Annotated in this window: 18 protein-coding genes; 2 read left to right on the top strand and 16 right to left on the bottom strand. The window is 52.4% G+C overall.

The genetic code is table 11. The features are described 5' to 3' along the window. Positions 1-63: 63 nt before the first annotated feature. The 15 genes from wecG to trxA form a co-directional block, all read right to left on the bottom strand. Positions 64-804 (bottom strand): lipopolysaccharide N-acetylmannosaminouronosyltransferase, encoded by a 741-nt coding sequence (gene wecG, locus HUZ68_RS23535; protein ID WP_033814724.1) that lies wholly within the window; start codon positions 802-804, stop codon positions 64-66. Positions 805-806: 2 nt separating this feature from the next. Next, the gene (wzyE, locus tag HUZ68_RS23530; RefSeq protein WP_021541473.1) at positions 807-2,159 is read right to left on the bottom strand and encodes an ECA oligosaccharide polymerase; all 1,353 of its coding nucleotides are present in this window, start codon (positions 2,157-2,159) and stop codon (positions 807-809) included. Further along, the gene (gene rffT / locus HUZ68_RS23525; protein ID WP_239593983.1) at positions 2,156-3,235 is read right to left on the bottom strand and encodes a TDP-N-acetylfucosamine:lipid II N-acetylfucosaminyltransferase; all 1,080 of its coding nucleotides are present in this window, start codon (positions 3,233-3,235) and stop codon (positions 2,156-2,158) included. The genes wzyE and rffT overlap by 4 nt, the downstream gene beginning before the upstream one ends. Next, positions 3,232-4,482, bottom strand: coding sequence for a lipid III flippase WzxE (wzxE, locus tag HUZ68_RS23520; RefSeq protein WP_239593982.1), 1,251 nt, complete (start codon positions 4,480-4,482; stop codon positions 3,232-3,234). The genes rffT and wzxE overlap by 4 nt, the downstream gene beginning before the upstream one ends. 1 nt (position 4,483) lies before the next feature. Next, a complete protein-coding gene (rffA, locus tag HUZ68_RS23515; protein WP_000612044.1) occupies positions 4,484-5,614 on the bottom strand; it encodes a dTDP-4-amino-4,6-dideoxygalactose transaminase in 1,131 nt (376 codons plus the stop codon). A gap of 4 nt (positions 5,615-5,618) precedes the next feature. Continuing rightward, a complete protein-coding gene (gene rffC / locus HUZ68_RS23510) occupies positions 5,619-6,293 on the bottom strand; it encodes a dTDP-4-amino-4,6-dideoxy-D-galactose acyltransferase (RefSeq protein ID WP_021578137.1) in 675 nt (224 codons plus the stop codon). Continuing rightward, positions 6,271-7,152 carry a glucose-1-phosphate thymidylyltransferase RfbA gene (gene rfbA, locus HUZ68_RS23505; protein ID WP_000676056.1) on the bottom strand — a complete coding sequence of 294 codons (882 nt, stop codon included), beginning with the start codon at positions 7,150-7,152 and terminating at the stop codon, positions 6,271-6,273. The genes rffC and rfbA overlap by 23 nt, the downstream gene beginning before the upstream one ends. 18 nt (positions 7,153-7,170) lie before the next feature. Continuing rightward, complete coding sequence (gene rffG, locus HUZ68_RS23500; RefSeq protein ID WP_001226600.1) at positions 7,171-8,238, bottom strand: dTDP-glucose 4,6-dehydratase; 1,068 nt, start codon at positions 8,236-8,238, stop codon at positions 7,171-7,173. Next, the gene (gene wecC / locus HUZ68_RS23495) at positions 8,238-9,500 is read right to left on the bottom strand and encodes a UDP-N-acetyl-D-mannosamine dehydrogenase (RefSeq protein ID WP_000006621.1); all 1,263 of its coding nucleotides are present in this window, start codon (positions 9,498-9,500) and stop codon (positions 8,238-8,240) included. The genes rffG and wecC overlap by 1 nt, the downstream gene beginning before the upstream one ends. Beyond that, the gene (gene wecB, locus HUZ68_RS23490; RefSeq protein WP_000866670.1) at positions 9,497-10,627 is read right to left on the bottom strand and encodes a non-hydrolyzing UDP-N-acetylglucosamine 2-epimerase; all 1,131 of its coding nucleotides are present in this window, start codon (positions 10,625-10,627) and stop codon (positions 9,497-9,499) included. The genes wecC and wecB overlap by 4 nt, the downstream gene beginning before the upstream one ends. A 55-nt stretch (positions 10,628-10,682) precedes the next feature. Continuing rightward, positions 10,683-11,729 (bottom strand): ECA polysaccharide chain length modulation protein, encoded by a 1,047-nt coding sequence (gene wzzE / locus HUZ68_RS23485; protein ID WP_001295256.1) that lies wholly within the window; start codon positions 11,727-11,729, stop codon positions 10,683-10,685. An 11-nt stretch (positions 11,730-11,740) separates the two neighbouring features. Beyond that, positions 11,741-12,844: a UDP-N-acetylglucosamine--undecaprenyl-phosphate N-acetylglucosaminephosphotransferase gene (gene wecA, locus HUZ68_RS23480; RefSeq protein WP_001050960.1), complete on the bottom strand. Its 1,104-nt coding sequence runs from the start codon at positions 12,842-12,844 to the stop codon at positions 11,741-11,743. Between the two features lie 239 nt (positions 12,845-13,083). Further along, complete coding sequence (gene rho, locus HUZ68_RS23475) at positions 13,084-14,343, bottom strand: transcription termination factor Rho (protein WP_001054527.1); 1,260 nt, start codon at positions 14,341-14,343, stop codon at positions 13,084-13,086. A gap of 84 nt (positions 14,344-14,427) precedes the next feature. Next, complete coding sequence (gene rhoL / locus HUZ68_RS23470) at positions 14,428-14,529, bottom strand: rho operon leader peptide RhoL (protein WP_001295255.1); 102 nt, start codon at positions 14,527-14,529, stop codon at positions 14,428-14,430. 140 nt (positions 14,530-14,669) lie between these two features. Continuing rightward, positions 14,670-14,999, bottom strand: coding sequence for a thioredoxin TrxA (gene trxA, locus HUZ68_RS23465; RefSeq protein ID WP_001280776.1), 330 nt, complete (start codon positions 14,997-14,999; stop codon positions 14,670-14,672). 130 nt (positions 15,000-15,129) lie between these two features. Here trxA and rhlB point away from each other — a divergent pair, with 130 nt between their 5' ends. Both rhlB and gppA read left to right on the top strand, forming a co-directional pair. Continuing rightward, a complete protein-coding gene (rhlB, locus tag HUZ68_RS23460) occupies positions 15,130-16,395 on the top strand; it encodes an ATP-dependent RNA helicase RhlB (protein WP_000047499.1) in 1,266 nt (421 codons plus the stop codon). 133 nt (positions 16,396-16,528) lie between these two features. Further along, complete coding sequence (gene gppA / locus HUZ68_RS23455) at positions 16,529-18,013, top strand: guanosine-5'-triphosphate,3'-diphosphate diphosphatase (protein WP_001295254.1); 1,485 nt, start codon at positions 16,529-16,531, stop codon at positions 18,011-18,013. Positions 18,014-18,059: 46 nt separating this feature from the next. On the opposite strand, the gene rep is transcribed toward gppA, so the two are convergent. After that, the gene (gene rep / locus HUZ68_RS23450; RefSeq protein WP_001238869.1) at positions 18,060-20,081 is read right to left on the bottom strand and encodes a DNA helicase Rep; all 2,022 of its coding nucleotides are present in this window, start codon (positions 20,079-20,081) and stop codon (positions 18,060-18,062) included. Between the last annotated feature and the right edge of the window lie 160 nt (positions 20,082-20,241).

The following is a 20,241-nucleotide window of genomic DNA, read 5'->3' as shown; positions in this document are numbered from 1 at the left end:
GTGTAATAAAAAGACAGGCAGGCGACGAAGTGACCACTCCGTCGCTTTACAAAGAGAGGAAAATCAGAGCTCGCCGGTGTAATGCCAGCGTAAATAACGCAGCAAACGAAGCTGACGCTTAATGCGGCTCGGCTGCGAAAGCAGGCGGTAGAGCCACTCCAGTCCCAGCGTTTGCCAGATTTTCGGTGCGCGTTTTACGTGACCGGTGAAAACATCGTAAGTCCCGCCAACGCCCATATACAGCGCATCTGGATGCACCAGACGGCAGTCGCGCATGAAGATCTCCTGCTTTGGCGATCCCATCGCAACGGTGACAATTTGCGCACCGCTGGCATGAATGCGTTCAAACAGCGCCTGACGCTGCTCGGGTTTAAAATAACCATCCTGACTGCCAACGATATTCACATTCCACTGGTTGCGCAGTTTAGCTTCAGTTTGCGCCAGCACTTCAGGTTTACCACCCACAAGAAATACCGGCGTCCCTTCTTTGCCTGCGCGCGCCATCAGCTCTTCCCAGAGATCGGCACCGGCAACGCGGGAAACCTGCGCCTGCGGGTACTTTTTACGTACTGAACGTACAACGCTGATGCCATCCGCATATTTAAATTCGGCAGCGTTAATTAACTCCCTGACCTCGGCGTTATCTTCAATGGTCAGCATTTTTTCAGCATTAATGGCAACCAGCGTTCCCTGCTTAAGCTGCCCGTCAGCAAACAGATAATCGAGGGCGTGCTGCATATCACGCCAACCAATCAACTGTAAGCCACGCAGCGTATAGGTCGGTGCCGTGGTGTTGTTATTCATTGTTATCCTTCAACCTGCGTCCGGAGCGATGATTTTGTACGTTTATGAATGAGTCCGGCGCTTTCAAAAAGCCAGTACAACAGTTTTGCGATCATCAGACATGCGCCGAAGACCACGATAAAAAAGACTACGCGTGAGACAAACGAATCCAGCCCTTCACGTGCCAGCACGATCATATTGAAGATCGCCCCAAAGCAGAAACTGTGCAATATCGCAGCCTTATAGCGATTAGTCTCGCGGTTGCCCAGCTCATACAGCCAGTCGAACCATTTGATGATCAGGCCAACCACGATCGCCCCTAGCGGGATGAACAACGCGCCGCCCATAACAACCAGTGAGCCTATAAGCGTAGGCGAGATCGCCAGACCGGAGTGGTTATTCAGCACTTCCCAGGTAAAGTAGTTGGCGGAGTTCAGCACCAGACTCGGGCGCCCCGGCCACAGCCAGGAAGGGATAAAGACATAGAAATCGCGGACAATTGGCGCCAGGCCCTGGAAGTCGATGTTGTCGTAGTTCTGCAACAGCAACGCCAGATTCTCCCACGGCGAGAAGGTATCGCGAGTGAGATAGAGAAATGTATAGAACGCCTCATCGCCGCTCACGTTCATTCCGTAGCGTTTTAGCGCCAGCCAGAACATGCCAACAATCCCCAGCACGCCCGCCGCCGCCAGCATCCACAGTGAAATCCAGCCGCGAATAATGCCGATAAACAGGAAGATAGCGAATGCGATGATGATATTGGCGCGAGTACCGCCGACAATCATGTAAGTCAGCAGGCCAAAGGCGACCGTGCTGACGAGGAAAAACAGCCACGCTTTGCTGTCCTGGCGCAGAAAATAGACCACCAGCATCGCCGGGATGAAAAAGTAAAAGAAGCGTTTTAACGCCACGCCGGAGACTTCACTGGAAAAGATCTGACTGTAGGAGTTAAGCCGGAACAGCAAAAAGCCGTTGTGCATGAAGAAGATGCCGACGCTTACCAGCGCGATACCCATCAGGATCACCCACGTAAGATTGGTCTCCACGCGGTTCATGGTAAACAGCGGACGGCGCGGTACATCAGCAACGCGTTTGCGTAGGCGGGTTTTGTAGGTGACATAGTAAACCGCGTAGAAGCAGCCCGCAGAAAGCAACGCCTGCAACAAGATTTCTGGCGGCGCGACACCAACATCAAAGCGAAATACCAGCACGCTGGTCAGCGGGAAGCCGAAGAAAAAGGTGAGCAAAAACAGCAATGAAAAGAAGACATTGAAGTTAAAGCGCACACGGCGAAACTCAAACCAGGTCAGCGTGGCAATAAACAGCGTGCAGAGCAGCCAGACAACAAACAGGCCACTGAATTGCAGCAGACTCATGCGACCTCCCCGGCGGCAATCGCCAACGCCCGCTGCCAGCCTTGTAGATAGTTAGGGCTAAAGAAGGCAATGGTGTTTTTATCCACCGACGCCAACTGGCGCTGCGCTTCACGCACAATATCCTCGTTGAGATCGTCGGTAGTAAACAGCACCGGTAAATGCTGTTCCGTCATATCCTGCCAGAACGGATTTTCCCGGTTAAGCACACAAGGAATGCCCGCCTGAATCAGTAAGCACAGCGTACCAATGCCCTGCTGGCGGGCAAAAATAAAGTAACCAAGATCGCACTGACGAAGTAGCGTCAGATAGGCGTCAAATTCCAGTTTTTCACTCAGAACTTGCAGATTTTCTTCGCTGAATAACTCCAGCCCCGCCTGACGAACTTCCTCGATGTACGCTTCGTTATTAGGCGGATATCCCATCGGCACCACCACTTTTACCGTATCGCCAAATTGCTGATGAACGGCGCGCAAGGCAGCAATATGCTCATTGCTGCGGTCGCCGGAGTTCCCCACCAGAATGGTCATTTTCCCTTCACGTTGCCGATCGTTCGCCATCGTATTGAGAGAAGGATCCATCCGCGTCGGGAAGTACAGCAGTTCGCCCCGCATCTTTGGATGCGTTTTGGCAAAAAAGCTCAAATCACCGCGGGTGGCAAATACACAGCCGACTCGCTTTTGCGCCAGGCGACGTAGCGGGTAAAAAAGCTTATATCTCAAGCCACTGGAAAGCTCATACAGATCTGCCCCCCAGATATGCCAGAAAAACTGGCGGGACTTAATGCCACCACTCAGCAAAGCCAGCCACAGTGTGGGATTGAACTGACCGTGGAAGAAAAAACGCTGCTGACGGTTAGCTTTTGCTTTCGCGATGACCGCTTCCGCCAGCGATTTTTTCCCAGGGAAAAATTGCACAGAAAGCGCCGGACAGCTATCACTTAAGCCGTCGTCCTTGCCAACAACCATAAACTCGCGCGCGTGCTCGCTCGTCGCGGCCAGCGCGTCATTGAAAAACCGCAAAACGGTTCGGTTATGGTGAGGGATATCCGATCCCAGTACGTGAATCAGTACAGTCATGCCCGCCTACGCCAGAGTAAAAACACGCCACAACAAAGAGAAAAATAGACGATATAGGTTGCCATATAGGCCTGCGCCGCGCCCAGTGCACCATGCGCAGGGATTAGCCAGTGGGCAAATACCATCAATAAAGTGAACTGGCTGACTTCCGCCAGAATATAAAACCGCAATGACGCTTTGGCGATCACCAGATAACCAAAGACATAAGCGCCCACTTTTAACACATCACCCACCAACTGCCAGGCAAAGAGATCGCGCATAGCGGTAAATTTATTCGACAACAGCAGCCAGATAGCAAAATCACGCAGCAACCAGACGGTAAAACTCGCCGCCGCCACTGCCGGTAAGACGAATTTCAGCGATTTAACCACTTCCCGGGTGATATCGCGCTTTTCCGTTAGCCGCGACAACGTGGGCAGTAAATATACGCTGAACGATGCCGTAATAAATTGCAGGTAGGCATCGGAAATACTGCTCACCCCTTGCCAGATCCCCACTTCATCCCAGCTATACTGCGCCGCCAGCAGTTTACGCATCATGATGTAAGCAACAGGCAAGGTCACCGACGTAATCAACGCCATGAGCGTAAATTTGCTCAACTGCCCTGCCAGACCGTTATCCCAGCTGGGTTTCAGATAGCTTAACGGGACAGCACCACGCTTAATTAACATGACGGCGGCAGGAATCACCACCAGCGCGGGAATCAGCGCCAGACCCAGCAACGCCCCTTCATAACCGCCCAAACGGTAACTGACGTAGTACGCGAGAACGCCAATCAAGCTACCGACAATCAGCGATAACGCATTACCTGCGGCATCGCGAAAGCCTTTCATCAGCGCCAGTAACAGGTTGCCCCAGGCGATCCCCATTTGCACCAGCGCCACTAAACGTACCAGCCCCTGATAGTCGTTATTACCAAACAATCCCTGGCTGATTGGCGCTGCTGCCAGCACAAAAACCAGCGCCATCAGCGTAGAGAAACCAAGTACCATCGCTGATGAAGTGCCGACCACGCGGCGCAGCTGTTGCGGATTATCATGGTACTGGGCAACGTATTTGGTTACACCGTTAAAGATGCCAGCCCCGGCAAGCACGCCGAGCACGGTAATCAACTGGCGGAAATTTGCCGCCAGCCCAAGCCCCGCAGGACCAAATGACACCGCCAGCAACTTACCGACCAGCAACCCGGCACCAATCTTGACCAGTGTACTGGCCGCCGTCCATAAGGACGCTTTTGCCAACGACATATCAGGAGAAGTAGTTCAACAAAGTCGCAATTACCGTACGCTGATTGACGGGCGACAGGTTGTAGAACAGCGGCAGGCGCAGCAGGCGCTCGCTCTCTTTGGTGGTGTAGCGATCTTCACCGTGGAACTCACCAAAGCGTTCCCCCGCAGGGCAACCGTGCAGCGGAATGTAATGGAACACCGCCATAATTTCCGCTTCTTTCAGAAAGTTAATCAACGCGCTCCGGTCATCAATATCCCGCAGTTTAATGTAGAACATATGCGCGTTCTGCACGCAGCCATCGGGAATCGACGGCAGCTCGATACGCCCGGCTTTCGCCAGAGGTGCTAACGCATCGTAGTAGTTTTGCCACAGCGCCAGACGTTGCTGGTTGATACGATCCGCTGCTTCCAGTTGCGCCCACAAGTACGCAGCTTGCAGATCGGACATCAAATAGCTGGAGCCAATATCGCGCCAGGTATATTTATCGACCTGACCACGGAAGAACTGGCTGCGGTTAGTGCCCTTTTCACGGATGATCTCGGCTCGTTCGATTAACGCTTTATCGTTAATCAGCGTCGCGCCACCTTCACCGCCCGCCGTGTAGTTTTTGGTTTCATGGAAGCTAAAGCAGCCAATATGACCAATGGTTCCCAGTGCACGCCCTTTGTAAGTGGACATCACGCCCTGAGCGGCATCTTCCACCACAAACAGATTATGCTTTTTCGCCAACGCCATAATGGTGTCCATTTCGCAGGCCACACCCGCGTAATGGACCGGCACGATAACGCGCGTTTTGTCGGTGATCGCCGCTTCAATCAGCGTTTCGTCGATGTTCATGGTGTCCGGGCGAACATCCACAAAAACGATTTTTGCGCCACGCAGCACAAAGGCATTGGCGGTGGAGACAAAGGTGTAGCTCGGCATGATCACTTCATCGCCAGGCTGGATATCGAGCAGCAGCGCCGCCATCTCCAGCGAAGCGGTGCAGGACGGCGTCAGTAACACTTTGGCGCTGCCAAAACGTTGCTCCAGCCACTGCTGGCAGCGACGGGTAAAACCGCCATCGCCACACAGTTTGCCGCTACCCATTGCCGACTGCATATAGTCGAGTTCGGTTCCCACCACCGGCGGTGCGTTAAATGGAATCATGTGATCACCTGTATAACCAGTACGCGGTGCTTTCTACATTCGCACCACTTTGTATGTATCGTTTAAGCGCGGCGGTGTTGCCCATTTGGGTCGCCACCCGCAAAGTTGTTTTACCGCGAGCATACGCCCAGTTTAGCGCCGTTTGCATCAGCTCAGCACCTGCACCGCGTCCAGCCAGCAGGCCAATTCGCGCATCTGTCGCATTGAGTTCCCGTAAAGAGACATAGCCGCGAATATCGCCGGACGCCGCACGTAAAATCAGACATTGATGATCAAAGGTGCCGCGCACGGCATTTTCAATCCACTGTGCATAAAAGCGACTGCTGGCGTCAGGCGCATACCATGGCGCACGAAAACGGCTTTGCGCAAATGCGGCGCTGGCTAACTGACGTAATGCGGGAATATCGGTCTCTTGTGCCACTACAGCACCGCTATCACTGGCATTGTTCACGGGTAGCGCCAAATCAACTTCACCTTCTACCAGGGAGAATCCCAGCTGTTGCAGGGCATCCAGTTCACCCGTATTTGATGCCGCAATTTTGGCCTGCACCCGTGACCACGGCGCTAACGCGTCTGGCGTCAGGAGCGGTGCTTCAGACGTAATGCGCACGATGGCGCTGTTAACACCAAAGAAGTCGTTTTCCCAGGTTAGTGGCTCAATACTGGCGCGGACGGGCACGAAGTAACTCCAGCAGATATTGGCCATAGCCAGTTTTCGCTAATGAACTGGCAGCACGCTTCACACCCTCGTCATCGAGCCAGCCGTTACGCCAGGCGATCTCTTCCAGGCAGGCAATCTTAAAGCCCTGGCGTTTTTCTACTGTCTGCACAAAGGTACTGGCTTCAATCAGGCTGTCGTGAGTGCCAGTGTCCAGCCAGGCAAATCCGCGCCCGAGCAGTTCAACGGTCAGGTTGCCCGCCTCGAGGTACATCTGGTTGATGGAGGTAATCTCCAGTTCACCACGCTCCGACGGCTTCACCTGCTTTGCGTACTCCACGACTTTACTGTCGTAGAAATAAAGCCCGGTCACCGCCCAGTTTGATTTCGGCTGTTTTGGCTTTTCTTCCAGCGAGATAGCGCGGAAATTATCGTCAAACTCCACCACGCCAAAGCGTTCCGGGTCCATCACCTGATAGCCAAAAACCGTCGCCCCTTCCGTGCGCGCCGCAACATGACGCAGCTTCGGACTGAAGCCCTGACCGAAGAAGATGTTATCGCCCAGCACCAGACAAGAAGGTTCACCATTAAGGAAGGTTTCACCGATGATAAAGGCCTGCGCCAGACCGTCCGGGCTGGGCTGTTCGGCATATTCCAGCTGGATACCGAACTCACTACCATCGCCCAGCAGGCGCTGGAAATAACCTTTATCTTCCGGCGTAGTGATGATGAGAATTTCGCGGATACCGGCCAGCATCAGCACCGACAGCGGATAGTAAATCATTGGCTTATCGTAAATCGGCAACAGTTGCTTCGATACGCCGCGCGTAATCGGATGCAATCGGGTGCCGGAACCGCCCGCCAGGATAATACCTTTCATGTTTGCCTCCGCTGAAAATTAGCCTTTCAGACCTAAACGCTCGCCCTGATAGCTGCCGTCCTGCACCTGCTTCCACCAGCTTTCATTAGCCAGATACCACTGCACCGTTTTACGCATTCCACTTTCAAAGGTTTCCTGCGGCAGCCAGCCAAGTTCATGGGCAATTTTCGAAGCATCAATGGCATAACGCAGATCATGCCCCGGACGGTCAGCGACAAAGGTGATCAGGTCACGATAGTGCGCCACGCCGTGCGGCTTGTTCGGAGCCAGTTCTTCCAGCAGCTCGCAAATGGTTTCCACAACATCGAGATTCTTACGCTCGTTGTGACCACCAATATTATAGGTTTCACCGACTTTCCCGGTGGTCGCCACGCAATACAGCGCGCGGGCGTGATCTTCCACATACAGCCAGTCACGGATTTGCTGCCCGTTGCCATATACCGGCAGCGATTTACCCGCCAGCGCGTTGAGGATCATCAGCGGGATCAGTTTTTCCGGAAAGTGGTAAGGGCCGTAGTTATTCGAGCAGTTGGTGATAAGCGTCGGCAGACCATAGGTCCGCAGCCAGGCGCGCACCAGATGGTCGCTGCTGGCTTTTGACGCGGAATAAGGGCTGCTCGGCGCATACGGCGTGGTTTCGGTGAAGAAATCATCCGTCGAGTGCAGGTCACCATATACTTCGTCAGTGGAGATATGATGAAAACGGAACGCTGATTTTTTATCTTCCGTTAGCGCATTCCAGTAAGCCCGCGCCGCTTCAAGCAATGTATAAGTCCCGACAATGTTGGTTTCAATAAACGCTGCCGGGCCGTCAATAGAACGGTCAACATGGCTTTCGGCTGCCAGATGCATGACACAGTCTGGCTGATGCTCAGTGAATACGCGTGCCAGTTCTGCCCGATCGCAGATATCAACTTTCTCAAAGGCAAAGCGCTCGCTTTGCGCGACCGGTGCCAGCGACATCAGGTTTCCGGCGTAGGTCAGCTTATCGACCACTACCACCGCATCGCTCGTTTCGTTGATGATATAACGCACCAGCGCCGAGCCAATAAACCCGGCACCGCCTGTTATCAGAATCTTTCTCATCAGCGCCAGACTCCTTTGGCATCGACGACATACTGCTGATGGACATTGTCGCCATTGATAACTTTGAACTGACTATGATCGACCAGCATCACCAGCACGTCTGCCGTTGCCAGCGCCTCGTCAAGCTGCGCCAGAGTACAAAGCCCGGTCAGTTTTTTCGGCAACTGGTGGATGTTAGGCTCAACAACCAGAGTTTCGCCGCTATGCCACTGGGCGATCAGTTCAGCGATTTCCATCGCCGGGCTTTCGCGCAGGTCATCAATATTCGGTTTAAACGCCAGACCAAAGCAGGCGATTTTCAGTTCACTGGCGCGTTTATCGGTAGCCGCCAGGCAATCAGCCACCGCCGCTTTCACCTGATCGATAACCCAGAACGGTTTGTGATCGTTAACTTCGCGCGCGGTACGGATAAGCCGCGCCTGCTGGGGGTTCTGTGCCACGATAAACCACGGATCAACAGCAATGCAGTGACCGCCCACGCCAGGGCCAGGCTGAAGAATATTAACGCGAGGGTGACGATTCGCCAGGCGAATCAGTTCCCAGACGTTAATCCCCTGATCGGCACAAATCAGCGACAATTCATTAGCAAAAGCGATATTCACATCGCGGAAGCTGTTTTCGGTGAGCTTACACATTTCCGCCGTCCGCGAGTTAGTGACGACACACTCACCTTCGAGGAAAATTTTGTACAGTTCGCTGGCGCGGGCCGAACAAACCGGCGTCATACCACCAATCACGCGATCGTTTTTAATCAGCTCGACCATAACCTGGCCCGGTAACACGCGTTCCGGGCAGTAAGCAATGTTGACGTCCGCCTGCTCGCCCACCTGCTGTGGGAAAGTGAGATCCGGACGCATCTCTGCTAACCATTCTGCCATCTTCTCGGTTGACCCCACCGGCGAGGTGGATTCAAGGATCACCAGCGCGCCTTTTTTCAGCACTGGCGCAATGGAGCGAGCAGCCGATTCAACGTAGGTCATATCTGGCTCATGATCGCCTTTAAACGGCGTGGGTACAGCAATCAGCCAGGCATCCGCTTCAACTGGCGTCGTGCTCGCTCGTAAAAAACCGCCTTCTACGGCAGTTTTTACTACGCTCGCCAAATCAGGCTCGACGATATGGATTTCGCCACGATTGATGGTATCAACCGCGTGTTGGTTGATATCGACACCAATCACCTGTTTTTGCCGTGAGGCAAACGCAGCTGCTGTAGGCAGCCCGATATAACCCAGTCCGATAACAGAAATGGTCGCAAAACTCATAGTGATATCCGATTATTTTTTAACGCTTCCAGAATGCGAGAGCATGCCTGACCATCACCATACGGGTTATGGGCGCGGCTCATAGCTTGATATTCGTTTTCGTCTTTTAAAAGACGCGTCACTTCCTCGACAATTCGCTGCTTATCCGTGCCTACCAGACGCACCGTACCCGCCGTCACCGCTTCCGGACGCTCAGTGGTATCGCGCATCACCAGCACCGGTTTCCCCAGCGAAGGCGCTTCTTCCTGAATGCCGCCTGAGTCGGTCAAAATCAGCCAGGCGTGGTTCATCAGCCAGACAAACGGTAAATACTCCTGGGGATCGATCAGAATGACATTTTTCACATGCCCCAGAATGCGATTGACCGGCTCTCTGACGTTCGGGTTGAGATGCACCGGATAGACAATCTGGATGTCCTGGTGCGTGGTGGCGATGTCTGCCAGCGCATGGCAGATTTCTTCAAAGCCACGACCGAAGCTTTCACGCCTGTGACCGGTCACCAGAATCATCTTTTTATCGGGGTCGATAAACGGGTAATTTGCCGCAAGTTCTGAACGCAGCGTGTCGCTGCTCATCACCTGATCACGCACCCATAACAGTGCATCAATGACTGTATTACCGGTAATGAAGATTCGGCTATCCGCAACGTTTTCACGCAGCAAGTTTTGCCGGGAAGTTTCGGTTGGAGAGAAGTGATACATCGCCAGATGCCCGGTCAATGTACGGTTAGCCTCTTCCGGCCACGGCGAATAGAGATCGCCCGTGCGCAGACCAGCCTCAACGTGACCAACAGGAATACGCTGATAAAACGCCGCCAGGCTGGTTGCCAGCGTCGTCGTCGTATCGCCGTGAACCAGCACGACGTCTGGTTTGAACTCGGCAAGAATAGGTTTTAGCCCTTCCAGAATCCGACAGGTTATCTCTGTCAGGCCCTGTCCTGGCTGCATTATGTTGAGATCGTAGTCAGGTACAATGGAAAAGAGTTTCAGCACCTGATCGAGCATCTCCCGATGCTGCGCAGTGACGCAAACTTTAGCCTCAAAAAAAGGATCTTTTGCCAACGCATGCACCAACGGAGCCATCTTGATGGCTTCCGGGCGCGTACCAAATACAGTCAGTACTTTCACATCGATTCTCTTCGAATAAGCGGCGAGCACCTTTGCGCTCACCGCAGCAGTGTTGCTATTTCGAGCAACGGCGGGTTAATGCGACACCAGCCCCGATCAGCCCCCCGACAATGCCCCACATAATCATCAGGAAGGCACGACGTGGGCTATCGCGTTTTACCGGTTCTTCCGGCGTACGCAAATAGCGATAGGTCTGAAAACGCGGATCCAGGGTTGGACCAACATTCAGGGTGTTTAACATGGCCCGATTCTGATCATAGTCGAGATCAAAGGCCGGACCGACGGCCTGTAAATTTTCCAGTCGAGCCTGGAGCATTGGACGCCCAAGCAGGAACATTTCTGAATCAGGTAATTCCTCGGCAGGCACATCTGTCGCACTGCGCGAAATATTATGCTGCTCAGCAATTTTCAGCGCCTGCTCAATGCTGTTCATCCGGCGGTCGTAGATGGCTTTCGCCACCTCTTCCTGACGCTTCACCTGAGCTTTCATCTGGATGGTGCGTGCCGCCCATGCGCCTTTCAGCTCATCATTCAGATGGCTGGCTGCACGCTGGCTGGCAAAAGCAACATACTGACGTAACAGGTTATTAGCGTCAGGCGCGGTTTCGGCAATAAGCTTCACGCTGTCATTGACCGCGCGGGTAAAGTCTCCGGGGATAAACTGGATGTTGTTAATCATTTCATCCAGCAACGCCGCATCGGCTTTGCTGTTGCCCACCATCCGCTGCTTGTAATAGTCGGTTTGCAGCCAGAACTCTCTGCGGGTATCCCACGAGGCCAGTTGCATAACAAACTCTTTATAGGCTTCGTCCATGACCGATGGTTGGTCGGCAGAAGCCATGTTTGAACGGACATCCAGGTTACGCAAAAATTGCTGCTGCGAGTAATATCCCCCCAGCATATTCACCGTTGGACGATCGGTAATCGCCGTCGAGCTCCACTCCTGACGAGCAAAAAACGTATACGCCAGCGCGATTAACGCAAACGCCAGCCCCATGCCAATAATCCATAGCTTCCCAGCCCACAAGGTACGAAACAACCCACGAATATCCAGTTCATTTTCAGCGTCTTCGGCCGGTTTCCCAGGCATTGGTTGTGTCATCACATCCTCATTTATTTGGTTAAATTGGGGCTGCCACCACGATTTCTACGCAGTCTGCGTTTTACGCGCTTAATAAAGCGAGCAACTTTCCAGGCACGCTTAATGCAATATCCATAGAGGAAGAATGCTAGCAAAAAGAGCACCAGCATGACCCACTCCGGGACAAAATGAGAATATTCTGCCAGCACGCCAATGGAAGCGAGCAGTGCTGCGGCAAGGGTAATCAGCACAAACGCCTGGCGGGAAGTAAACCCGGCACGCATGATCAAATGGTGAATATGCTGACGGTCAGGAGAGAATGGGCTCATGCCTTTACGCAGGCGACGGTACATAATCGCCACCATATCCATTAGCGGAATGGCGATTATCCACAAAGCGGTAACCGGGCTGATGGGATGGGTTTTGCCCTGGGTCGTTTCGAGCAGGATCCAGATCACGGTAAAACCAATCAGCGTACTGCCCGCATCACCCATAAAGACTTTGTAGCGGCGACCCAGGATACCAAGGTTAAGCATGATGTATGGCAGGATGGCGGCGATCATCGCAAAGCACCAGATTGCGAGGCTGGTTTGCCCGTCGAACCACAAAATCATACCGATTGCTGCAAACGAGACGCAGGACAACCCGCCCAGCAAGCCATCAATGCCATCAACCATGTTGAACGCATTAATGGCCGCCCAGACGGCAAATAGCGTCAGGAAGTAACCAAACGGTCCGAGCACCATCTCCCAGGAGCCAAAGATATAACCCAGGCTACTGAGATAAAGCTTGCCGAACACCATCATAACAATGCCAACAGCGGCCTGTATGGTGGCACGGATTTTTACGCTGATATCAAAACGGTCATCCAGCGCGCCAATGAAAACAAGCACACCGGCACAAGCGAGATAGAGAGATGCATGCGGAATATAGTAATCGACAATTCCGAACGTGAAGCAAATCCCTGCGTAAACCGAAATCCCCCCAACGAGAGGTATCAATCCCTGGTGACGTTTGCGGAAGTTTGGTTTATCCACTAAACCGACTTTTTTTGCCACCTTACGGGCAAAAAACAGAAACAGTGTCGTGAATAAAAAAATACTGATGAGATCAGTACTCACTGTCAGTAAATTCACAATGCATGCTCTCAGAGAAAATTATTAGCAGAAGTATAACCACGAAGACCTTTATTCAGAAGGGAAAGTCCGTTCCGAACCCACCAGTCCTGTGCAAAAATTAACCATTTGATATGCAAATTGCATAACATGCCAGCAAATTCCAGGAATTTTCCTAACATCGCCAGCGCGGCATTAAGATTACAGATATAAAAGCAAAACGCCACGTAAACACGTGGCGTTTTTGGCATAAGACAAATTTATGAGCGTTTCATCATTTCGAAGAAATCGTCATTGGTCTTGGTCATTGCCAGTTTATTAATGAGGAATTCCATTGCATCGATTTCGCCCATCGGGTGAATGATTTTGCGCAGGATCCACATTTTCTGCAGTTCTTCCTGAGTCGTGAGCAGCTCTTCTTTACGGGTACCGGAACGGTTGTAGTCGATAGCCGGGAAGACGCGTTTTTCAGCGATCTTACGAGAGAGGTGCAGTTCCATGTTGCCTGTACCTTTAAACTCTTCGTAGATAACTTCGTCCATTTTAGAACCGGTATCGATAAGCGCCGTCGCGATAATGGTCAGGCTGCCGCCCTCTTCCACGTTACGCGCCGCACCAAAGAAGCGTTTCGGACGATGAAGGGCATTGGCGTCCACACCACCGGTCAACACTTTACCTGACGCCGGAACAACGGTGTTGTAAGCGCGCGCCAGACGAGTGATGGAGTCGAGCAGAATGATAACGTCTTTCTTGTGCTCAACCAGGCGTTTCGCCTTCTCGATCACCATTTCCGCAACCTGAACGTGGCGAGATGCGGGTTCGTCAAAGGTAGAAGCAACAACTTCACCTTTTACCAGTCGCTGCATCTCGGTTACTTCTTCCGGACGTTCGTCGATCAGCAGAACCATCAGCACACAATCCGGGTGGTTGTAAGCAATGCTCTGAGCAATGTTCTGCAGCAGCATGGTTTTACCGGCTTTCGGCGGTGCCACAATCAGACCACGCTGACCACGACCGATAGGTGATGCCAGATCCAGTACGCGAGCGGTTAAATCTTCAGTAGAACCGTTACCACGTTCCATACGCAGACGAGAGTTTGCGTGCAGCGGGGTTAAGTTCTCAAAGAGGATTTTGTTGCGGGCGTTTTCAGGTTTGTCGAAGTTAACTTCGTTAACTTTCAGCAGCGCAAAATAGCGTTCACCTTCTTTCGGCGGGCGAATCTTACCAGAGATGGTATCACCAGTGCGGAGGTTGAAACGGCGGATTTGGCTAGGGGAAACGTAGATGTCATCAGGACCGGCGAGGTAGGAGCTGTCTGCGGAACGGAGGAAACCAAATCCATCCTGCAATATCTCCAGTACGCCATCACCAAAGATATCTTCGCCACTCTTTGCGTGCTGCTTCAGGATGGCAAAAATAATGTCCTGCTTACGCATACGAGCCAGGTTTTCCAGCCCCATATTTTCGCCGAGAGTGATCAGCTCAGAAACCGGCGTATTCTTTAATTCGGTAAGATTCATAGTGGTGTGAGTTCTTAAACTTGGGGTAAATCTCGAACTTAATGTTGTGAATGGTATGGCAGGATCATCCATGCCTGTTTACGGTCATCGACTCATGTCTTTTCGCTGCCTGGTCACAGGAGAGTACGCAGAACTGAAACGACAAGACGGATTGAGTGACGAGCCAGAAATCTGTTCACTTCGCATTTAAGATAAAACGGGAAGCGTTGGAAATTACAAGATTCAAACTTAATAAGGTATGTTTAATACGAAGTCAACACTAAGTTAGCATGACTCACGCCGGGCGTCCAGTTTTTAGCGACGGGGCACCCGAACATGAAATTCCCTTACGCCAGGTTAGCGTCGAGGAACTCTTTCAACTGACCTTTAGACAGTGCGCCCACTTTGGTTGCCGCCACTTCACCGTTTTTGAACAGCAGCAGAGTAGGGATACCACGGATGCCATATTTCGGCGCAGTGCCAGGGTTTTGATCGATGTTCAGTTTTGCAACGGTCAGTTTGCCCTGATATTCGTCAGCGATTTCATCCAGAATCGGGGCGATCATTTTGCACGGACCGCACCACTCTGCCCAGAAATCGACGAGGATCGCCCCGTCCGCTTTGAGTACATCCGTGTCAAAACTGTCGTCAGTCAGGTGAATAATTTTATCGCTCATATATAACTCCACAGGAATAAGCCTGGCGTGTTGGTTTCGTTGTTGGTGTAACATTAACCAACTAAAGGTTGACTTTATTTCACCGGATACGCTTTCGTAAAGCAATAGTAAGCTGATATTCTACCACACTATGAGCAAAACACATTTAACAGAACAGAAGTTTTCCGACTTCGCCCTGCATCCGAAGGTTGTAGAAGCCCTTGAAAAAAAAGGGTTTCATAACTGTACGCCCATTCAGGCACTGGCCCTTCCGCTGACGCTGGCGGGTCGTGACGTAGCCGGGCAGGCGCAAACCGGTACCGGGAAAACGATGGCGTTTCTTACGTCAACGTTTCATTATCTTCTCTCTCATCCTGCGATTGCCGATCGCAAGGTGAATCAGCCGCGTGCCTTAATTATGGCACCGACGCGTGAACTTGCCGTGCAGATCCATGCCGATGCGGAACCGCTGGCGGAAGCTACCGGCCTGAAGCTGGGTCTGGCTTACGGTGGTGATGGTTACGACAAACAGCTGAAAGTGCTGGAAAGCGGCGTTGACATTCTGATTGGCACCACGGGTCGTTTAATTGACTACGCCAAGCAGAACCACATTAACCTCGGTGCCATTCAGGTTGTGGTACTGGACGAAGCCGATCGCATGTACGATCTGGGCTTTATTAAAGATATCCGCTGGCTGTTCCGCCGTATGCCGCCTGCAAACCAGCGCCTCAACATGCTGTTCTCCGCCACGCTTTCGTACCGGGTACGTGAACTGGCGTTCGAGCAGATGAACAATGCCGAATATATTGAAGTGGAACCGGAACAGAAAACGGGCCACCGTATTAAAGAAGAGCTTTTCTACCCTTCTAACGAAGAAAAAATGCGTTTGCTCCAAACGCTGATCGAAGAAGAGTGGCCAGACAGAGCGATTATTTTCGCCAATACCAAACACCGTTGTGAAGAGATCTGGGGCCACCTGGCGGCAGATGGTCATCGTGTCGGTTTGTTGACAGGCGATGTCGCGCAGAAAAAACGTCTGCGTATTCTTGATGAATTTACCCGTGGCGATCTGGATATTCTGGTTGCCACCGACGTTGCCGCGCGTGGTTTGCATATTCCGGCAGTGACACACGTCTTTAACTACGATTTACCCGATGACTGTGAAGATTACGTTCACCGTATTGGTCGTACAGGTCGCGCAGGCGCAAGCGGTCACTCTATTAGCCTGGCGTGTGAAGAGTATGCATTGAATTTGCCTGCTATTGAAACCTATATTGGTCACTCAATTCCGGTAAGCAAATACAATCCGGACGCATTGATGACCGATCTGCCAAAACCGCTGCGCCTCACGCGCCCACGTACAGGCAATGGTCCGCGTCGTACTGGCGCTCCGCGTAATCGTCGTCGTTCAGGTTAAATAAAATGTCATACTCAAAATCATTCAAACTGTATCAAGATGGCAAGAGAATGAATCCTGAATCACTTACTGTAGTAAGTGATTCAGGTGAAAGAATGCAGCCAACACAGAGACAGATTGAAGGATGAAGAGTATGGGTTCCACCTCGTCGCTGTATGCAGCCATTGATCTCGGTTCGAATAGTTTTCATATGCTGGTTGTGCGCGAGGTGGCTGGAAGCATCCAGACGCTGACGCGAATAAAACGCAAAGTGCGTCTGGCTGCTGGCCTGAATAGCGAAAATGCCCTCTCCAATGAAGCAATGGAGCGCGGTTGGCAATGTTTGCGCCTGTTTGCTGAACGTCTGCAAGATATTCCTCCCTCGCAAATTCGCGTTGTCGCTACGGCGACGTTACGCCTTGCCGTCAATGCGGGTGATTTTATTGCCAAAGCGCAGGAAATTCTCGGTTGTCCGGTACAGGTGATCAGCGGTGAAGAGGAAGCACGTCTGATTTATCAGGGCGTTGCTCACACCACTGGTGGTGCCGATCAGCGCCTGGTGGTGGATATAGGCGGAGCCAGTACTGAACTGGTAACCGGCACGGGTGCACAAACCACCTCGTTGTTCAGCCTGTCGATGGGCTGCGTCACCTGGCTGGAACGCTATTTTGCCGATCGTAATCTGGGGCAGGAAAATTTTGATGCTGCAGAAAAAGCGGCACGCGAAGTGTTACGTCCGGTTGCCGATGAATTACGGTATCACGGCTGGAAAGTGTGCGTTGGTGCTTCCGGCACCGTGCAGGCGTTACAGGAAATCATGATGGCACAGGGGATGGATGAACGCATTACCCTGGAAAAGTTGCAGCAATTGAAACAGCGAGCCATTCATTGCGGTCGGCTGGAGGAACTGGAGATTGACGGGCTGACGCTGGAACGTGCGTTAGTGTTCCCGAGTGGTCTGGCGATCCTGATCGCCATTTTTACCGAACTGAATATTCAGTGTATGACCCTGGCGGGCGGTGCGCTGCGTGAAGGCCTGGTCTATGGCATGTTGCATCTGGCCGTCGAGCAGGATATTCGCAGCCGTACGCTGCGTAATATTCAACGCCGCTTTATGATCGATATTGATCAGGCACAGCGCGTAGCCAAAGTTGCGGCTAACTTCTTCGATCAGGTGGAAAACGAATGGCATCTTGAAGCAATAAGCCGCGATTTGCTCATCAGCGCCTGTCAGCTTCATGAAATCGGCCTGAGCGTTGACTTCAAACAAGCGCCGCAACACGCTGCTTATCTGGTGCGTAATCTGGATCTTCCCGGTTTTACCCCCGCACAGAAAAAATTGCTGGCGACGCTACTGCTCAACCAGACTAATCCGGTCGATCTCTCATCGCTGCATCAGCAAAATGCCGTACCGCCGCGCGTCGCAGAACAACTCTGCCGTTTACTACGCCTGGCCATCATTTTTGCCAGCCGTCGCCGTGACGATCTCGTGCCAGAGATGACATTACAGGCTAACCATGAACTGTTGACCTTGACGCTTCCGCAAGGTTGGCTAACCCAACATCCGCTGGGTAAAGAGATTATTGCTCAGGAAAGCCAGTGGCAGAGCTATGTCCACTGGCCGCTGGAAGTGCATTAATGAGTAAGTGCCGGATGCGATGCTGACGCATCTTTTCCGGCCTTGATTATTTCCCTCGTTTTGCCGCCATCATCGCTTTCAGATTCGCCAGATGGCTTTGCCCTTTCTGCATCCGTTCTTCGGCGCTGACCACTTTGCGCTCCTGTTCCCAAATCAGATCATCCTGCGGCAGCTCCAGCAAAAAGCGGCTCGGCTCAGGGCGCACCAGTTCGCCGTACTGACGGCGTTCTTTACACAGCGTAAAGGTCAATTCCTTCTGGGCGCGGGTAATGCCGACATAGGCCAGCCGCCGCTCCTCATCGATATTATCTTCATCGATACTGCTCTGGTGCGGCAAAAACCCTTCTTCCATACCGACCATGTAGACATAAGGAAACTCCAGCCCTTTCGACGCGTGGAGAGTCATCAGTTGCACCTGATCCAGCTCTTCCTCACTCTCGCCGCGCTCCATCATGTCGCGCAAAGTAAAGCGCGTCACCACCTGGGTGAGCGTCATCGGCTCATCCAGTTCGCTGCCTTCCAGCATCTCCGTCATCCAGCTAAACAGTTGGTTGACGTTCTTCATGCGCATTTCGGCAGCTTTCGGGCTGGGCGATGTTTCGTATAGCCAGGATTCATAATCCATGCCGTGGATCAGATCGCGCACCGCGGCAATCGGCTCCCGCTCCGCCAGACGCTGGATTTCTGCCAGCCAGTGAGTAAAGCGGGTCAACGCCTCATAACCACGTCCGCTAAGCGTCTGACTCAATCCCATATCAAAGCTGGCGGTAAACATGCTTTTATTGCGCGTCATCGCCCATTCACCCAACTTTTTCAGCGTCGCCGGGCCAATCTCTCGCTTCGGCGTGTTAACGATCCGCAAAAACGCGCTGTCATCATCCGGGTTAGTCAGTACGCGCAGATAAGCCAGCAAGTCCTTGATTTCCGGACGGGAGAAGAACGACGTGCCACCAGATATTTTGTACGGGATGCGGTTTTGCATCAGGAATTTTTCAAATACCCGCGACTGATGGTTGCCGCGATAAAGAATGGCGTAATCTTTGTACTGCGTTTTATTGACGAAGTGATGCGCAATCAGTTCACCAGTGACGCGCTCGGCTTCATGTTCTTCGTTATTCGCGCTTAAAACTTTTAGCTCTGTGCCGTAACCCAGTTCGGAGAACAGACGCTTTTCAAAGACGTGCGGGTTATTGGCGATCAGGATGTTCGCCGCTTTCAGAATACGCCCGGAAGAGCGATAGTTCTGCTCAAGCTTAATCACCTTCAGCGCCGGAAAATCCTGACTCAGCAGCACCAGGTTTTGCGGACGTGCACCGCGCCAGGAGTAGATCGACTGGTCATCGTCACCCACCACGGTAAAGCGCGCGCGGCTGCCCACCAGCAGTTTCACCAGTTCATACTGGCTGGTGTTGGTGTCCTGATACTCATCCACCAGCAGGTAGCGAATTTTGTTCTGCCAGCGTTCGCGTACTTCTTCATTGCGTTGCAGCAGCAACGTCGGCAATAAAATCAGGTCATCGAAGTCGAGAACGTTACAGGCTTTCAGGTGTGCATCATACAGCCCATAACAATGGGCAAAAATACGATCCCGCTCGCCCTTTGCCTCTGCCGCCGCCTGCGCCGGAGTTTTGAGATCGTTCTTCCAGTTAGAGATGGTCGAAATCAGTTGTTGCAGGAGAACTTTGTCATCTTCAATCAGCCCCTCGGTCAACTCTTTAAGCAAAGCAAGCTGATCGGTATCGTCAAACAACGAGAAGTTCGCTTTCATCCCAAGCGCCGCATACTCGCGTTTGATGATATCCAGCCCCAACGTATGGAAAGTGGAGATCATCAGCCCACGCGCCTCTTTGCGCCCCAGCGTCTGCCCTACACGCTCTTTCATCTCGCGCGCTGCTTTATTAGTAAAGGTCACCGCCGCAATGTGCCGCGCCTGATAACCGCAACCGCGGATCAGATGGGCGATTTTATTGGTGATAACACGAGTTTTACCGGAACCCGCGCCCGCCAGCACCAGGCAGGGGCCGGTAACGAATTCGACAGCTTGTTGTTGGCCGGGGTTTAGACGCATAGGTGTATTGCTCAATCTTCGAACGGGGGGAGGATTGTAGCAGAATCGCATTTGAATGTGACCGCGTGTAAGCCGCTAACCGGTTGGCTGCGGATGTTTAAATCAGAGAGAGAAGACCGAAATCGGAGTTCATCGTGAATCCATTAGACTTAGAAAATAT

Origin of the sequence: Shigella dysenteriae (genome assembly GCF_022354085.1) — a bacterium.
Classification (GTDB): Bacteria; Pseudomonadota; Gammaproteobacteria; order Enterobacterales; family Enterobacteriaceae; genus Escherichia; species Escherichia coli.
Note: the sequence above shows the minus strand (reverse complement) of the source record. Positions and strands in the feature narration are given on the sequence as shown.

What these genes read in the sequence shown, in the direction of transcription:
- rep (WP_001238869.1), bottom strand. Translation starts at nt 20,081, where the DNA reads ATGCGTCTAAACCCCGGCCAACAACAAGCTGTCGAATTCGTTACCGGC.
- rhoL (WP_001295255.1), bottom strand. Translation starts at nt 14,529, where the DNA reads ATGCGAAGTGAACAGATTTCTGGCTCGTCACTCAATCCGTCTTGTCGT.
- rfbA (WP_000676056.1), bottom strand. Translation starts at nt 7,152, where the DNA reads ATGAAAGGTATTATCCTGGCGGGCGGTTCCGGCACCCGATTGCATCCG.
- rffT (WP_239593983.1), bottom strand. Translation starts at nt 3,235, where the DNA reads ATGACTGTACTGATTCACGTACTGGGATCGGATATCCCTCACCATAAC.
- rhlB (WP_000047499.1), top strand. Translation starts at nt 15,130, where the DNA reads ATGAGCAAAACACATTTAACAGAACAGAAGTTTTCCGACTTCGCCCTG.
- rffG (WP_001226600.1), bottom strand. Translation starts at nt 8,238, where the DNA reads ATGAGAAAGATTCTGATAACAGGCGGTGCCGGGTTTATTGGCTCGGCG.
- rho (WP_001054527.1), bottom strand. Translation starts at nt 14,343, where the DNA reads ATGAATCTTACCGAATTAAAGAATACGCCGGTTTCTGAGCTGATCACT.
- trxA (WP_001280776.1), bottom strand. Translation starts at nt 14,999, where the DNA reads ATGAGCGATAAAATTATTCACCTGACTGACGACAGTTTTGACACGGAT.
- gppA (WP_001295254.1), top strand. Translation starts at nt 16,529, where the DNA reads ATGGGTTCCACCTCGTCGCTGTATGCAGCCATTGATCTCGGTTCGAAT.
- wzyE (WP_021541473.1), bottom strand. Translation starts at nt 2,159, where the DNA reads ATGAGTCTGCTGCAATTCAGTGGCCTGTTTGTTGTCTGGCTGCTCTGC.
- wzxE (WP_239593982.1), bottom strand. Translation starts at nt 4,482, where the DNA reads ATGTCGTTGGCAAAAGCGTCCTTATGGACGGCGGCCAGTACACTGGTC.
- wecC (WP_000006621.1), bottom strand. Translation starts at nt 9,500, where the DNA reads ATGAGTTTTGCGACCATTTCTGTTATCGGACTGGGTTATATCGGGCTG.
- wecG (WP_033814724.1), bottom strand. Translation starts at nt 804, where the DNA reads ATGAATAACAACACCACGGCACCGACCTATACGCTGCGTGGCTTACAG.
- rffA (WP_000612044.1), bottom strand. Translation starts at nt 5,614, where the DNA reads ATGATTCCATTTAACGCACCGCCGGTGGTGGGAACCGAACTCGACTAT.
- wzzE (WP_001295256.1), bottom strand. Translation starts at nt 11,729, where the DNA reads ATGACACAACCAATGCCTGGGAAACCGGCCGAAGACGCTGAAAATGAA.